The 13,680-nt window shown below is 70.8% G+C and carries 15 protein-coding genes; 10 read left to right on the plus strand and 5 right to left on the minus strand.

Annotated features, from left to right (window positions below; translation table 11 throughout):
* Positions 1-55: 55 nt before the first annotated feature.
* A complete protein-coding gene (locus ACFYO2_RS02840; protein WP_388343071.1) occupies positions 56-475 on the minus strand; it encodes a DUF6153 family protein in 420 nt (139 codons plus the stop codon).
* Between the two features lie 132 nt (positions 476-607).
* On the opposite strand from ACFYO2_RS02840, the gene ACFYO2_RS02845 reads away from it, so the two are divergent.
* From ACFYO2_RS02845 to ACFYO2_RS02855, 3 genes are all read left to right on the plus strand, one after another.
* Positions 608-976, plus strand: coding sequence for a BlaI/MecI/CopY family transcriptional regulator (locus ACFYO2_RS02845; RefSeq protein WP_388343073.1), 369 nt, complete (start codon positions 608-610; stop codon positions 974-976).
* The gene (locus ACFYO2_RS02850) at positions 973-1,884 is read left to right on the plus strand and encodes a M56 family metallopeptidase (RefSeq protein WP_388343075.1); all 912 of its coding nucleotides are present in this window, start codon (positions 973-975) and stop codon (positions 1,882-1,884) included. The genes ACFYO2_RS02845 and ACFYO2_RS02850 overlap by 4 nt, the downstream gene beginning before the upstream one ends.
* A 205-nt stretch (positions 1,885-2,089) precedes the next feature.
* Entirely contained in the window at positions 2,090-3,115 is a 1,026-nt protein-coding gene (locus ACFYO2_RS02855) for an NlpC/P60 family protein (protein WP_388343078.1), read from the plus strand.
* A gap of 20 nt (positions 3,116-3,135) precedes the next feature.
* Here ACFYO2_RS02855 and ACFYO2_RS02860 read toward each other — a convergent pair whose 3' ends face one another.
* Both ACFYO2_RS02860 and ACFYO2_RS02865 read right to left on the minus strand, forming a co-directional pair.
* Positions 3,136-3,705, minus strand: coding sequence for a hypothetical protein (locus tag ACFYO2_RS02860; protein ID WP_388343081.1), 570 nt, complete (start codon positions 3,703-3,705; stop codon positions 3,136-3,138).
* 5 nt (positions 3,706-3,710) lie between these two features.
* Entirely contained in the window at positions 3,711-3,878 is a 168-nt protein-coding gene (locus ACFYO2_RS02865) for a hypothetical protein (RefSeq protein WP_388343084.1), read from the minus strand.
* A gap of 119 nt (positions 3,879-3,997) precedes the next feature.
* Here ACFYO2_RS02865 and ACFYO2_RS02870 point away from each other — a divergent pair, with 119 nt between their 5' ends.
* Positions 3,998-4,648 (plus strand): TetR/AcrR family transcriptional regulator, encoded by a 651-nt coding sequence (locus ACFYO2_RS02870; protein WP_388343087.1) that lies wholly within the window; start codon positions 3,998-4,000, stop codon positions 4,646-4,648.
* A gap of 89 nt (positions 4,649-4,737) precedes the next feature.
* On the opposite strand, the gene ACFYO2_RS02875 is transcribed toward ACFYO2_RS02870, so the two are convergent.
* Both ACFYO2_RS02875 and ACFYO2_RS02880 read right to left on the minus strand, forming a co-directional pair.
* Complete coding sequence (locus ACFYO2_RS02875) at positions 4,738-6,273, minus strand: multicopper oxidase family protein (protein ID WP_388343089.1); 1,536 nt, start codon at positions 6,271-6,273, stop codon at positions 4,738-4,740.
* 75 nt (positions 6,274-6,348) lie between these two features.
* On the minus strand, positions 6,349-6,756 hold the full coding sequence (locus ACFYO2_RS02880; protein ID WP_388343092.1) for a DUF6153 family protein: 408 nt from the start codon (positions 6,754-6,756) through the stop codon (positions 6,349-6,351).
* A gap of 185 nt (positions 6,757-6,941) precedes the next feature.
* On the opposite strand from ACFYO2_RS02880, the gene ACFYO2_RS02885 reads away from it, so the two are divergent.
* The 6 genes from ACFYO2_RS02885 (at position 6,942) to ACFYO2_RS02910 (ending at position 13,625) form a co-directional block, all read left to right on the plus strand.
* Complete coding sequence (locus ACFYO2_RS02885; RefSeq protein ID WP_388343095.1) at positions 6,942-7,856, plus strand: DUF5134 domain-containing protein; 915 nt, start codon at positions 6,942-6,944, stop codon at positions 7,854-7,856.
* A 197-nt stretch (positions 7,857-8,053) separates the two neighbouring features.
* Positions 8,054-8,356, plus strand: coding sequence for a heavy-metal-associated domain-containing protein (locus ACFYO2_RS02890; protein WP_388343098.1), 303 nt, complete (start codon positions 8,054-8,056; stop codon positions 8,354-8,356).
* Positions 8,357-8,467: 111 nt separating this feature from the next.
* Positions 8,468-10,750, plus strand: coding sequence for a heavy metal translocating P-type ATPase (locus ACFYO2_RS02895; protein ID WP_388343101.1), 2,283 nt, complete (start codon positions 8,468-8,470; stop codon positions 10,748-10,750).
* Between the two features lie 100 nt (positions 10,751-10,850).
* On the plus strand, positions 10,851-11,207 hold the full coding sequence (locus ACFYO2_RS02900) for an NADH-quinone oxidoreductase subunit A (RefSeq protein WP_388343104.1): 357 nt from the start codon (positions 10,851-10,853) through the stop codon (positions 11,205-11,207).
* Entirely contained in the window at positions 11,198-12,688 is a 1,491-nt protein-coding gene (locus tag ACFYO2_RS02905) for a hypothetical protein (RefSeq protein WP_388343107.1), read from the plus strand. The genes ACFYO2_RS02900 and ACFYO2_RS02905 overlap by 10 nt, the downstream gene beginning before the upstream one ends.
* On the plus strand, positions 12,681-13,625 hold the full coding sequence (locus ACFYO2_RS02910; protein ID WP_388343109.1) for an NADH-quinone oxidoreductase subunit H: 945 nt from the start codon (positions 12,681-12,683) through the stop codon (positions 13,623-13,625). Before ACFYO2_RS02905 ends, ACFYO2_RS02910 begins: the two co-directional genes overlap by 8 nt.
* Positions 13,626-13,680 lie beyond the last annotated feature (55 nt).

Consider the following 13,680-nt stretch of genomic DNA (forward strand, 5'->3'; position numbering starts at 1 on the left):
CGTGCGGATACGCGGCGCCGCGCCCTGATGGGCATGCGGCGTCACGCGGATCGCCCTATATCCGCAGGAGTTGGAGTTCGGAGAGCGAAGGCGGCGCCCGGCCGCCGTCGGGTCCACTGCCGCCCGGCGAGGTACGCGCGAGTGGTGCTGCGGCCCCGGCCACCACATCGGGCAGCAACACGGGCACCACACCGGGAGCCCCGGCCACCGACGCGGAGGCACAGGTCGGATCCGCGTGGTGCGCATGACCTTGGCAGTCGCCGTCGTGATCACACGTGTTGGGCATGGACGCCATGACGCCCATGTCCGCACCCGCGGCCGCCACCGTCCGGTCGTGTCCCCCGGAGGCCGCGGCCTCCGGCACCGGTCCGAGACCGTGCATACCGAGCAGGCCCAGCAGCAGAGCGCCCACGAGCAGCCCGCAGGACCGCAACACCGGTTGCGGTCGAGGGGCGAACTGTACGAGGCGCGTCACGGCGCCATGGTAGGCACAGGCCATTGCTCCCTCGCATCCCGGGCGCACCCGAGTAGGTCCGGGAGACCAGCCGTCTACCATGTGACCTTGCGTATTCGCTCGCGCATTCGGTGGTGAAAGGGAGTCAGGTCCATGCGGCGGCTGGGGGAGCTCGAGGCGGAGATCATGGACCGTCTCTGGACGTGGAACCGTCCGGCCACGGTGCGCGAGGTCGTCGACGACATCAACAAAACCCGGCCTGTCGCGTACACCACGGTGATGACCGTCACCAACATCCTGTACACCAAGGGCTGGCTGCTCCGGAGCAAGCAGGGCCGCGCCTGGCTCTACACGCCCGTCCGCAGTCGCGAGGCGTACGCCGCCGCGCTCATGGAGGACGGCCTGGGAGAGAGCAAGGACCGCCCGGCCGCGCTGGTCCACTTCGTCGAGAACATGTCCGAGGAAGAGGTGGCCGCCCTGCGGAAGGCACTGCGGAACGTCGGTCGACAGGCGAAGTCTTGAACGCGGCGCCCGTCCTCATCGGCTACACGGCCGCGGTGGGTCTCGTCGCCCCGCGCCTGATGCTGCGGGCGGCTTGGCCGCACCAGGCGCCCGCCCTGGCCGCCGCCGTGTGGCACGCCCTCGCGGTCGCCTTCTCGATCGGGGTCGCGCTCTCCGCGTACAACCTCGCCATGCCGACCGAGCACCTGCACGCGGGCCTGGTGGGCCTGCTGCACTCCTGCGGGCTTCATGTGCGAGCGGGTGAGGCCGACCCCCACACGGCGCACCGACTGGCCGTCGGTGTGCCGGCCGCCGTCGCGATCGCCCTGACGGGCAGCTTCGCCTTCCACTCGATGCGCGCCCGCCGGGCCCGCACCGTGCGCCGAAGGGCCCTCGACCTGGTGGGCCGTCACTCGCCACGGCTGAGCGCCACCGTCCTGCCGTACGACATCCCCGCCGCGTACTGCCTGCCCGGCCGCCGTCCCCGGATCGTGATCAGCGACGCGGCCGTGCGCGAACTGTCGCCGGATCAGCTGGGTGCCGTACTGGAGCACGAGCAGGCGCACATCGCGGGCCGCCACCACCTGGTCCTGGCCTCCGTGGAGGCCTTCCATTCGGTGTTCCGCCGGCTCCCGCTGGCCCGCCACGCCCGCGAACAGACGGCGCTGCTGCTGGAGATGGTCGCGGACGACCGGGCCCTGCGCAGCCACTCCCACGAGGTGCTGGCCACCGCCATGTACGAAATGGCCGCGGCCCGCGCCCCCAAGGGCGCGCTCGCCGCGGGCGGCCACACCGTCCTCATCCGCCTGACGCGCATCCTCGGTCCGCGCAAGGCGCCCCACCCGGCTCTGTGGGGTTCGGTCGCCGCCGTGGCCGTGGCGGTTGTGCTGCTGCCCTTGCTGGTCGCCTGCCCGCACGGGCTCGGCTGACCGATTCCCGTGGGACGCCTGTGAGACGCGTGTGAGACAGCCCCGCGAGGCGCCCCGCGAGACGTATGTGACTCGTACTCACTTGCGATACGAACTACTAAGCTACTAAGTTCTAGAGCGCTCGACCGTCGGCGCCCCGGGCGCCGGTACGACGGCCGCCGGCCCGTCGCCTGGTACACAGACCGCGCAGAGGAGTCACCCCACGATGGGAACCCACCGTCGGCCGAAGCCGCCCGGCCGTGCCCGGATAGCCACCCTCGGCATGGCCGCCGGCGCCGTCAGCCTCCTGCCGACGCAGAGCCAGGCCGCGCCGAACCCCTCGGTGGACGACGTGCGCAAGCAGGTCGAGGAGCTCTACGAGGAGGCCGAGGCTCCCACGGAGGAGTTCAACGCCGTCAGCGAGAAGCAGGAGAAGCTGCGGCGCGAGGTGGACGGCGCGCGGGACCGGCTGGCCCGCAAGCAGCAGGAGCTCAATGAACTGCGGGAGCAGATCGGCCCGTTGGCCGCCGCGCAGTACCGCAGCGGCGGCATCGACGCGAGTGTGCAGCTGTTCCTGTCCGGCGACCCGGACGACTACCTCGACCAGGCCGAGATGCTGGACCGGACGAGCAGCCGCCAGGCCGACGCCCTGCGGGCGATGCAGGCCAAGCAGCGCGAACTGACGCAGGAACGCGCGGACGCCCAGAAGCGCCTGAAGGCCCTGGAGGAGACGCGCGCCAAGGCCGCCGAGAAGAAGGACGAGGTCCAGGGCAAGCTCGCCGAGGCGCGCAAGCTCCTGAACAGCCTGACCGCCCAGCAGCGCGCCAGGATGGAGGCCGCCCAGGAGCGCGACGACGCCTCCGCGGGCGCCAGCGACTCCCCCGCCACCTACAACGGCCCCGCGAGCGGCCGCGCCAAGACCGCCCTCGACTTCGCGTACGCGCAGCTCGGCAAGCCGTACGAGTGGGGTTCGACCGGCCCCAACTCCTACGACTGCTCAGGACTCGTGGGAGCGTCCTGGCGTTCGGCGGGTGTGTCCCTGCCCCGCACGGTCAAGCAGATGTACGACGCGGGCCGCAAGGTGTCCAAGTCGGACCTGCAGCCGGGCGACATCATCTACTGGTACAACGACAACCAGCACAACGGCATGTACGTCGGCAACGGCAAGGCCATCCACGCGCCGCGCACCGGCAAGAACATCGAGGTCGTCCCCCTGGACTCCATGCCGTTCTTCGCCGCGTCCCGGCCGTGAGCACCGCCGCTCGTACCCGCTTAGCGCGCGCCCAGGCCAGCCGCCCGGTCATTCCGGACGGCCGCCGGTTGCTGCCCCGCTCGCGACTCCCGCTGCCTGCGCCACCCGTAGCGGGTCAGCCCCTTCGGCTTGTACACCGACAGCGTGACCGCGACCACCAGTATCAGCAGCGCCGCGGCGGCATCGGCCAGCAGCTGGACCCTCATCCCGAAGAGGTCACCACCGGACAGGCTCGCATCGGCCGCGGCGTCGGCGACATGGCCGATCACCTGCATGTGCACGAGCAGGAGAACGGTGGCGACGACGTTGATCAGCAGCTTGAACAGCACCCAGTAGTGGCGGAACAGACCCCATGCGCTCCCCAGCGACTGGACGAGGCCCGTGAGCAGTGAGGCGAAGCTCAGCGGGACCAGGACGAACCAGCCCGTCACCTCCATCGCCAGGTAGGCGCCACGAACTGTCTGAGCACTCTCACTGGTCAGCCCCGCGATGGCGAGGGCGAGGAAGACGGCGACGGCACCGAGCCAGCCGACCGACGAGGTGACATGCGCGGTGAGCGCGAGCCTGCGGAGGCGAGGGTTCATGGTCATCGCGATCAGTGGCCGGCCATGCCGCCGCCGAGCGTGTGCATGAGCACCAACGCCACGAGCAGGGCTGCGACGGCGGTGATCGCGAGGGTCTTGGCCCAGCGCGGCATGCCGGGATGCGCCGCGGAAGCCGGTCCATGACCGGCGTCGTCGGGGCGAGTGGGCGAGTCGGCCATGTGCGTGTCCCTCACGGTGCGGGGTGGTGCGCGATGCCGCGCGATCCCCATTTTACGAGACATAGTGTCTACGACGTCAAGCAGGGTGTATCGACAACGCCACCGCGTACACTGACCTGGTGCCGAAGCTGTGGGACGAGACGATCGAGGCGCACCGCCGCGCCGTGCGCGACGCGATCCTGAACTCCACCGCGGAGCTGGCCGCCGAACACGGCGTACGGTCGGTGACGATGTCGCAGATCGCCGAGCAGGCCGGCATCGGGCGGGCCACGCTCTACAAGTACTTCCCGGACGTCGAGGCGATCCTGTTCGCCTGGCACGACCGTCAGATCACCGAGCACCTGGGACAGTTGGCGGAGATCCGGGACCGGACCGACGGGGCCGGCGACCGGCTGGAGGCGGTCCTCAGGTCGTTCGCCCACATCTCGCGCCATTCCGGCGGGCACCATGGCACCGAACTCGCGGCGCTCCTTCATCGGGACGAGCGGGTGGCCGACGCCCAGCGGCAGCTCCACGACATGATCCGCGATCTGCTGGCCGCAGGCGTGCGGACCGGGGACTTCCGCGGCGATGTCGCGCCCGACGAACTCGCGACGTACTGCCTGCACGCCCTCACGGCGGCGGCCGCTCTGCCCTCCGACGCGGCGGCCGACCGCCTGGTCACGGTCACCCTGTCCGGACTGCGTCAAGGAGGTGCCGTACCGGACGACCGGAAGCCGGCGCGTCGGCATGCGCATGACGGCCATCACACGGGGCGCTCGGCCCACTAGTGCCGCGGCAGGCAACGTTTGTCCGGAGCTCTAAGCAGTGGGGGAGCGTGCCGGGCGCCGCGACGGGGCGAACGTTGCCTGTCGCGACACTAGTTCTCGCGGTAGGCCACGTTCGCCATCATCCCGGCCTCGCCGTGATACGCGTTGTGGCAGTGCAGCATCCACTGGCCCGGGTTGTCCGCGTCGAAGAAGACGGACAGCTTCCTCTTGGGCAGCACGATCGCGGTGTCCTTGCGCGGGCCCGAGGCCCCGAGTTGGTACGTGTGGCCGTGCAGGTGCATGGGGTGCCACATGTCGGTGTCGTTGACGAAGTCCAGCCGTACGCGCTGTCCCTCCTCGACGAGGATCGGGTGGGCGTCGGGGTCGTTCATGTCGAACGGCGTACCGTTGATGCCCCAGTTGTACTTGTGCATACCTCCGGTCAGCTTGATCCGGTGCGTGACGTCGGTCTTGGCGGACGTCAGGCGCACGCCGTCGGCCGCTCGCAACTGCGAGGCCGTCATGATCACGCCGTCGAGTTCCTTCGGGCGGACCGTCGCCTTCGGGGCGCTCCCCGAGCCTGTACGCACCAGGGCGAGGCCGTTCGCGTTCTTGCCCTCGGCCAGGGCGACGAGCGGGAAGACCCCGTCGGCCAGGGTGACGAGGACGTCGTAACGCTCGCCCATGCCGACCAGCAGGGCATCCACTTCCTGGTGCCGGACCGGGAAGCCGTCGGTGTGCGTGATGGTCAGCTTGTGGCCGCCGAGGGCCACCCGGTAGGCCGTGTCTCCCCCGGCGTTGATGATCCGCAGCCGTACCTTCTTGCCGGGCTTGCCCGAGTAGACGTTCGGGTCGGTCGCCACCCGGCCGTTGACCAGGTGGTACGGGTACTTGACATCGCCGGCGTCGCCGCCGAGCAGGTCGCTCTCGGCACCCATGAGCATGAACTTCATCGACATGCCGCCCATGTCTTCCATGCCGTCCATGCCCATGCCGCCCATGCCCTGCTTCAGCTCGGCGAAGACCTCGTCGGGGGTGCCGGTGACGCCGTCGACCCAGTCGTCGAGGAGGACGACCCACTCGTCGTCGTAGTCGAGGGTCTCCTTGGGGTCCTCGACGATCAGCGGGGCGTAAAGGCCGCGGTCGAGCTGGACACCGACGTGCGGGTGGAAGAAGTACGTGCCCGGGGCGTCGGCGATGAACCTGTACGTGAAGGTGGAGCCGGCCCGGACGGCGGCCTGGGTGGTGGGCGGCACGCCGTCCATGTCGTCGCGCAGGGCGATGCCGTGCCAGTGGATCGAGGTCGAGGTCTTGTCCGGGAGCTGGTTGGTCAGCTCGGCGACGAGGGTGTCGCCGACGGACAGGCGGACCTCCTTGCCCGGGGCACGGCCGTCGAAGGCCCAGGTCCTGGGCATGACGCCGCCACCCAGGTCGATCATGGCGGGCGCCGCGGTCAGGGTGAGTTTCTGCTGCCGTCCGGTACTGGTCCGCTTCTTCTCGGCGGCGGCGACCGCCGAGCCCGAGGGGCCGACCAGGGCGCTGTTGCCGGAACCGGAGCCGGAGCCGGGGCTGCACGCCGCGAGTGCGCCCGCGCCGGCGATTCCCAGCCCCGCGAGCAGGGCGTGGCGACGGTTGATGCTGTTCATGGTTTGTGTCCTCAGTTCTCGTCACTGCCGATGTGGTCGCGGAGGGACGGCACATCGCGCGCCGTCCGGCGCGGCCTATATACGCAGTTGAGAAAGGACCGACAGATCGGGCGGGGCTCGGCCGACCGTGGCACCGGGTGCGCGTGCGACCACGGCCTGCCGCAGGTCCGCCGGCGGATCGAACGCGGCCTGGGCGGGTGGAGCGAGCTGCACGGAGTCGACGCCCGCCGTGGCGCAGTGCTGCATCCAGGGCGTGGCGCACCCGCCGTCGTCATCGGCACTGTGCGAGGAGTCGTGCGAGGCCGTCGGTGCCGTCTCGTCAGGCATCGCGTGAGTGGCGTGCACCGCGCTCGCCATCGAGGAGGAGTCCATCGCGAACGTCTCGTGGTGGACGAGCACGGCCAGCGTGACGCACAGGGTGAGCAGCACCCCGTACACCCAGCGGACGGTTGTGCCGCCGCCGGTAGCCGACCCAATCGCCATGCGCTCCACCTGTGCCGTGCTCTTGCCGGACCCCGGCCCCGAACCCGAATCCTGATTCGGACCACTGATCTGATCATACCCCGTGGGGGTAAAAGGGGCCCGCCGATCCTGAACACTCACCAACCTCACCACGTACTAAGGGCACTAGCAGTTGACCACCCGAGAGACGTGCGGAAGAGGTGAAGATGGGAACTCTGGCGCTCAGTTGGGCCATCGCGACGGTCGCCGCCCTGGTGGCCGCCGTCAGCGCGGTACGAGTGGTGACCACCAGCGGTGAACCCCGGTTCGTGGCCGGAGGCGATCTCCTGATGGGCCTGTGCATGGTCGCCATGGCCCTGCCGGCGACGGTCGCCTGGTACGCGCATTACGGCATGTGGTGGTCGGGGGTGTTCGCCCTCCTCGGGCTCGGAGGCGTGGCGATGGCCGTCAAGCACACCCGCACGCGAGGGTGGAGGCACGGCCGACACTGGGTGCACCTGATCGTCGGCAGCGCGGGCATGGTGATCATGACGCTCGCCATGACGAGTACGTCGTCCGGACCGGTACTCGCCCTGGGCCATTCCTCCATGGCGCACATGCCGGGCATGGAGAGCACCGCGAGCACGACGGACACGACGGACTCTCACGAGATGGCCGGCATGGAGCCCATGGGGGGCATGGAGTCCATGGAGGGAATGGGGTCCATGGAGGGTATGGGGTCCGGGCACGGGACGGACATGCCCGGCATGACGCACGCCGCGGCCGACGCCGGCGCTTCCGCGGGGTCCGCCTCCCTGTGGCGGCTCCTGATCGTGGGGCTCGCCGTGTACTTCGTGCTGTCGATCGGCGCCTCCGTGTGGGCCAGGATCCGGGGCGCCGGCGGGGGCGGCCGGAGTGCGGACTCCGGGGTCGGCTGGGGCCGCTGGTTGCTCGCCATGCCGGACACGGTGTTCGTCTTCCTGGCGTCATTGACGATCTTGGTGTGGGACAGGACGCGAAGCGCACAGCGGACCGGCCACGGGCGGCGCCGCAAACTCGGAGCCGCCCCGGACGCGGCCCTGGCGGCCCACATCGGCATGGGCGGGACCATGTCCGCGATGCTGCTGATGATGGCCGTGTGAGGCTTGCGTGAGGGCCGCGTGAGCGGCGGCCACCACTAAGCGGGTTGACGACGGAAGGATTCGCCGGACGGGCCATGTGAGCGGCGCCACAGGTGACGGGAATACCCCTAGGGGGTATAGTGTTGACGTCTCAGGGAGGCCAGGGAACCACACCCTCCCGAAGAACGACCCACGCATCCACACCTGAGGAAGTAGCCATGACCACCGAGACGACATCCGGCTCCTGCTGCGGCTCTCACTCCTGCGGCTCCGACGGCACGGTCGACGTCCAGGGCGTCGGCGTCGCCGGCGTCACCACGGTCTACAAGGTGTCCGGCATGACCTGCGGCCATTGCGAGGGCGCGGTCTCCCAGGAGATCTCCGCGCTGGACGGCGTCACCGCGGTCAAGGCCGTCGCCGACACCGGTGAGGTGACCGTCAGCTCCGCCGCCCCGCTCGACGAGGAGGCCGTTCGCGCCGCCGTCGACGAGGCCGGCTACGAGCTCGTCGGCAAGGCCTGACGAGCCCTTCGGGGCCAGGGCGGCCCCGGACAAGCGAATTCCTCCCGCGCCGGGACGTACCGCTCCGCTGATACGGACGCCGTACGTCCCGGCCTCCCCCTGGAGATACGCATGACCAGCACGGCTCCCGAAAAGACCCTCCCCGGCACGGCGTCCGCGCCGGCCTCCGAGGTCGAGCTCTCCATCGGCGGCATGACCTGCGCCTCGTGCGCCGCCCGCATCGAGAAGAAGCTCAACCGCATGGAGGGCGTGACCGCGACCGTCAACTACGCCACCGAGAAGGCGAAGGTCTCGTTCCCGGCAGGCGTCGAGGTCGGTGACCTCATCGCGACGGTCGAGAAGACCGGCTACACCGCCGAGGAGCCGCCCCCGCCCCCGTCGGACACGGGAGACGAGGGCGAGGCTCGGACCGCTCCGGCCGCGGACGGCGAGCTGCTGTCCCTACGCGAGCGTCTGTACGTGTCGCTGGTGCTGACCGTGCCGGTCGTCCTGATGGCGATGGTGCCCGCGCTGCAGTTCGAGAACTGGCAGTGGCTGTCGCTCACTCTGGCGGCTCCGGTCGTCGTCTGGGGCGCGTTCCCCTTCCACGAGGCGGCGTTCACCAACGCCCGGCACGGCGCCGCGACCATGGACACCCTGGTGTCGATCGGCACGCTCGCGGCGCTCGGCTGGTCGGTGTGGGCGCTGTTCTGGGGAGACGCCGGGATGCCGGGTATGCGCCACGGCTTCGAGTTCACCGTCTCCCGTGGGGACGGCGCCTCCTCCATTTACCTGGAGGCCGCGGCCGGTGTGACCGCGTTCATCCTCGCCGGGCGCTATCTGGAGGCGCGCGCCAAGAGGAAGTCGGGCGCGGCGCTGCGGGCGCTCATGGAGTTGGGCGCCAAGGACGTCTCGGTGCTGCGCGGCGGCAAAGAAGTACGCATCCCGGTCGGCCAGTTGGCCGTCGGTGACCACTTCGTCGTACGGCCCGGGGAGAAGATCGCGACTGACGGCACCGTCGTCGAGGGTTCCTCGGCGGTGGACGCCGCCATGCTGACCGGCGAGTCGGTGCCGGTGGACGTGAGCGTCGGGGACGCCGTGACCGGCGCGACCGTGAACGCCGGGGGGCGGCTCGTCGTCGAGGCGACCCGCATCGGCACGGACACCCAGCTCGCGCGGATGGCGAAGCTGGTCGAGGACGCGCAGAACGGCAAGGCCGAGGTGCAGCGCCTCGCCGACCGGATCTCCGGGATCTTCGTGCCGGTGGTCCTCTTCATCGCGGTCGCGACCTTCGGGGCCTGGCTCGGGGCCACTGGCGACACCGTGTCCGCCTTCACCGCCGCCATCGCCGTCCTGATCATCGCCTGCCCCTGCGCACTGGGCCTGGCCACACCGACGGCGCTGATGGTCGGCACCGGGCGCGGCGCCCAGCTCGGCATCCTCATCAAGGGCCCCGAGGTACTGGAGTCCACTCGCCGCGTCGACACCGTCGTCCTCGACAAGACCGGCACCGTGACCACGGGCCGGATGCGGCTCCAGGACGTCTTCACCGCACCGGGCGTGGACGAGACCGAACTGCTGCGGCTGGCGGGCGCGTTGGAGCACGCCTCTGAGCACCCGATCGCCCAGGCCATCGCGGCGGGCGCGGTCGAGCGGGCCGGAAGCCTGCCGGTGCCGGAGAACTTCGAGAACGTGGCGGGCCTCGGCGTCCAGGGCGTCGTCGACGGACACGCCGTCCTCGTCGGGCGCGAGAAGCTCCTCGAGGAGTGGTCCATCGAACTCCCGGCGGAGCTGGCCGAGGCCAAGGCCACGGCGGAGGCCGAGGGACGTACGGCGGTCGCCGTCGCCTGGGACGGCGAAGCGCGCGGCGTCCTCACCGTCGCCGACGCGATCAAGGAGACCAGCGCCGAAGCGGTGGCCGAGCTGCGCAGGCTGGGGCTGAAGCCCGTCCTGCTGACCGGCGACAACCAGCTCGTCGCCGAGTCGGTCGCCAGGGCCGTCGGCATCGACGAAGTGATCGCCGAGGTCCTGCCCCAGGACAAGGTCGACGTGGTCAAGCGACTGCAGAGCGAGGGCCGTGCGGTCGCCATGGTCGGCGACGGCGTCAACGACGCGGCCGCCCTCGCCACCGCCGACCTGGGCCTGGCGATGGGCACGGGCACCGACGCGGCGATCGAGGCCGGCGACCTGACCCTGGTACGCGGTGACCTGCGGGTGGCCGCCGACGCGATCCGTCTGTCCCGCAGGACCCTGGCCACCATCAAGGGCAACCTGTTCTGGGCCTTCGGCTACAACGTCGCCGCGCTGCCGCTCGCCGCGTTCGGCATGCTCAACCCGATGATCGCGGGGGCGGCGATGGCCTTCTCGTCGGTGTTCGTGGTGACCAACAGCCTGCGGCTGCGGTCCTTCAAGTGAGCTGCGCGCCGCGCGACTTTTGGAGGATGCCGTAACCGTCCACGGACTGACATGATCCCTCGCGTGCCGGCGGTGGAGAACGATTCATGGAAGGGGACCCGTGCAGACATCGGACTGGGAGCCGGTCCTGGCCCTCCTGGTGCTGGTTGCCGGAGCCGTCGTACTGCTCCACGCTCTCTCCTTCGCCATACGCGCGGTCCGGGAGCCGCTGGACACCGGGCCGTTCGGCGGAGGGCTGGAACCGCGGGAGCACGCGCTGTCCCGGTTCCACGTCCGCTGGTATCCGGTCACGATGGTCTTCCTCGCCTTCGACATGGAGATGCTCTTCATGTATCCGTGGACGAAGGTCGTCTCGGCGGTGGGTACGTCCGCGGTCGTCGAGATGTTCCTCTTCCTCGGCATCCTGCTGGCAGGCGTCGGATACGCCTGGCGGGAGGGGGCGTTCCGATGGAGCTGAGACGTCGGGTCGCGAGAACGGCCCTGTCCCGTCCGGGAGTTCTGCTCGCGGTGTCCCCCGGAGCCACGCGCGAACGGCTGGCCCTCGAAGCGGAGCTCGTCCGGCGTGAGTGGCCGACCGCGAGCACGCCCGCGGAGGCCGATCTCCTCGTGGTCCTGAACCCCGGCCACGCGGAGGACCCGGACTGGGTCATGAATCTCTGGCAGGCCATGTCGGCACCCAAGGCACGGGCGCTGCTCACGAACGCCGACCAGGTCGCCACGGTCCTCGATCAAGGGCTGGCCGCACTCCGGGACGGAATGCCTCACCGGCGCGATCACGAGACCCATTTGAGCGAGGGCCACGGCGGACACGAGGAACACGCATCACACGACGACCAGCACCACATGGACGGCGAGCACGAGGGGCACGCGTCGCACGGACACGACCAACACCACATGGACGGCGAGCACGACCAGCACCCTGAGGACGGCGGCCACCACGAACACGAATCACACGGCGGGCACGGTGGGCACGAGGGGCACGACACGCACGACGGGCACGGTGGCCACGACGCGCACGGTGGCCACGGTGGCCACGACACGCACGCCGGGCACGGTGGCCACGACGCGCACGGTGGCCACGGTGGCCACGACGCCGGGCACGGTGGGCACGCCGGCCACGACATGGGCGGCGTCGTGGCCGGGCTGCCCATGGCGGATCGCGCCGATGACAGGGACGGGCTGAGGCTCGACCGGCTGCACGTGCCGCTCGGCCCCGGCCTCGCCGACTGGCCCGCGGGGCTGGTCCTGCGTCTGGTGCTGCAGGGCGATGTCATCCAGCAGGTCGGTGTCGAGTCGGCGGAGTCGATGGCTCCCGCGTCCCCGCGTCCGCCCTTCTGGAGCGAGCCCTGGATCCGTGCCGTCGAGGGCGAGCGGGTGACCCGCGGCGATGCGGCGCGGCGGCTGTGCGCGGCGCACCTGGACAGTCTGGGCAGGTTCTTCGCCGTGGCGGGGTGGGCAGACATGGCCGCCCGTGCCCGGCACGTACGGGACAGCTCACTGGCAGGGGCGGACGCCGCCGAACTCTCGGCTCTCACCCGCCCATTGATCCGTCGGGCCGAGAGATCACGGTCCCTGCGATGGCTGACCGCCGGGCTGGGGCCGCTGGCTGCCGAGCACGCGGCGCATCTCGGGATCACCGGTCCCGCCCTGGTCGCCGACGGGGACGCGCACAGCCGGATGCTCGTGTGGCTCGACGCGGTCGGGCGGAGTGCGGCCGCCTGTGACGACGCCGGCACCCTGGACCAGGCAGAAGCCATCGGCCCGCGCGGGCGAATCGACAGGTCGGCGCCGCCGCCCTCCCGACCGCTCCTCGACGCACTGCCCGGCCTGCTGGAAGGCACCGAGTTCGCGTGCGCGCGGATCATCGTCGCGAGCCTGGACCCGGACCTCGACGAGCCGGCGTACGTTCCGGCGGCGGGGGCGGCGCCCCATGGCTGAACGCACCCCGCTGTGGGCGGTCTTCGTCCTGCCTTCGCTGCTGATCGCGGTCGCTCTGGTGACGGCGGGCCTGGATGCCGTACTCGCGGCCGGCGCGCGGAACGGTCGGCCGGAGTCCCTGCGTGAGGCGGCGGTACGGGCGACCGGGCCCGGTCGCACGGTACTGCGGCAGCTCGTGCAACAGCCGCGGCGGACCCGGGCGTCCGACGTACCGCTGGCCCGCATCGGAGCGGCTCTCCTGCCTGTCGCCGCCGTACTGGCCGCCGTCGTCCTGCCGCTCGGCTTCCGGTCGGTGAGCGATCTGCCGGAGGGGATCGTCTGGTTCAACGCGATGGAGGCGTTGGCCTGGGCGGCGGTGTGGCTGGCGGGCTGGGGGCCGAACTCGGCGCTGTCGCTGATCGGCGGGTACCGGTTCCTGGCGCAGGGGCTGGCGTACGAGCTGCCGCACATGCTCGCGATCACCACGGCCGCGCTGGGTGCGGAGTCGCTGAGGGTGGGCGAAGTCGTCGATGCCCAGGCCGGGTTGTGGTTCGCGGTGTGGATGCCGGCGGCCTTCGGGATCTATCTGCTCAGTGCCATGGCGATGGCGTTCTGGGGGCCGTTCGACCAGCCCGTCGGACAGGACGTGGCCGGTGGCGCGGCCTCCGAGTTGTCAGGAACGGACCGGGTGCTGTTCCTCGGTGGCCGGTGGCTGCTGCTGGTCGTGGCGGCGGCGTTCAGCGTGCCGCTCTTCCTCGGCGGCGGGCACGGGCCGCTGCTGCCCGGCTGGGCGTGGACCGTCCTCAAGACGGCGGCCGTCCTGGTCTTCCTGGTCTGGGCCCGGCGCCGGGTGCCGACCCTGCGCATGGAGCGCTACCTGGAGCTGGCCTGGGTCGTGTTGACCCCGCTGGCCATCCTGCAGGCGCTGGTCGTGGCCGTCGTAGTCCTGAATCGATGAAGCAGATGGAGCACATGAAGCCGATGAGGCCATGAAGCCGATGAGGCCGATGACG

Origin of the sequence: Streptomyces sp. NPDC006602, from assembly GCF_042870385.1 — a bacterium.
Lineage (GTDB): Bacteria > Actinomycetota > Actinomycetes > Streptomycetales > Streptomycetaceae > Streptomyces.

Excerpts from the sequence above, each read along its gene's own strand:
- ACFYO2_RS02865 (WP_388343084.1), bottom strand. The coding sequence starts at position 3,878 with ATGGCCGACTCGCCCACTCGCCCCGACGACGCCGGTCATGGACCGGCT.
- ACFYO2_RS02895 (WP_388343101.1), top strand. The coding sequence starts at position 8,468 with ATGACCAGCACGGCTCCCGAAAAGACCCTCCCCGGCACGGCGTCCGCG.
- ACFYO2_RS02860 (WP_388343081.1), bottom strand. The coding sequence starts at position 3,705 with ATGACCATGAACCCTCGCCTCCGCAGGCTCGCGCTCACCGCGCATGTC.
- ACFYO2_RS02910 (WP_388343109.1), top strand. The coding sequence starts at position 12,681 with ATGGCTGAACGCACCCCGCTGTGGGCGGTCTTCGTCCTGCCTTCGCTG.
- ACFYO2_RS02890 (WP_388343098.1), top strand. The coding sequence starts at position 8,054 with ATGACCACCGAGACGACATCCGGCTCCTGCTGCGGCTCTCACTCCTGC.
- ACFYO2_RS02875 (WP_388343089.1), bottom strand. The coding sequence starts at position 6,273 with ATGAACAGCATCAACCGTCGCCACGCCCTGCTCGCGGGGCTGGGAATC.
- ACFYO2_RS02855 (WP_388343078.1), top strand. The coding sequence starts at position 2,090 with ATGGGAACCCACCGTCGGCCGAAGCCGCCCGGCCGTGCCCGGATAGCC.
- ACFYO2_RS02845 (WP_388343073.1), top strand. The coding sequence starts at position 608 with ATGCGGCGGCTGGGGGAGCTCGAGGCGGAGATCATGGACCGTCTCTGG.
- ACFYO2_RS02885 (WP_388343095.1), top strand. The coding sequence starts at position 6,942 with ATGGGAACTCTGGCGCTCAGTTGGGCCATCGCGACGGTCGCCGCCCTG.
- ACFYO2_RS02880 (WP_388343092.1), bottom strand. The coding sequence starts at position 6,756 with ATGGCGATTGGGTCGGCTACCGGCGGCGGCACAACCGTCCGCTGGGTG.
- ACFYO2_RS02905 (WP_388343107.1), top strand. The coding sequence starts at position 11,198 with ATGGAGCTGAGACGTCGGGTCGCGAGAACGGCCCTGTCCCGTCCGGGA.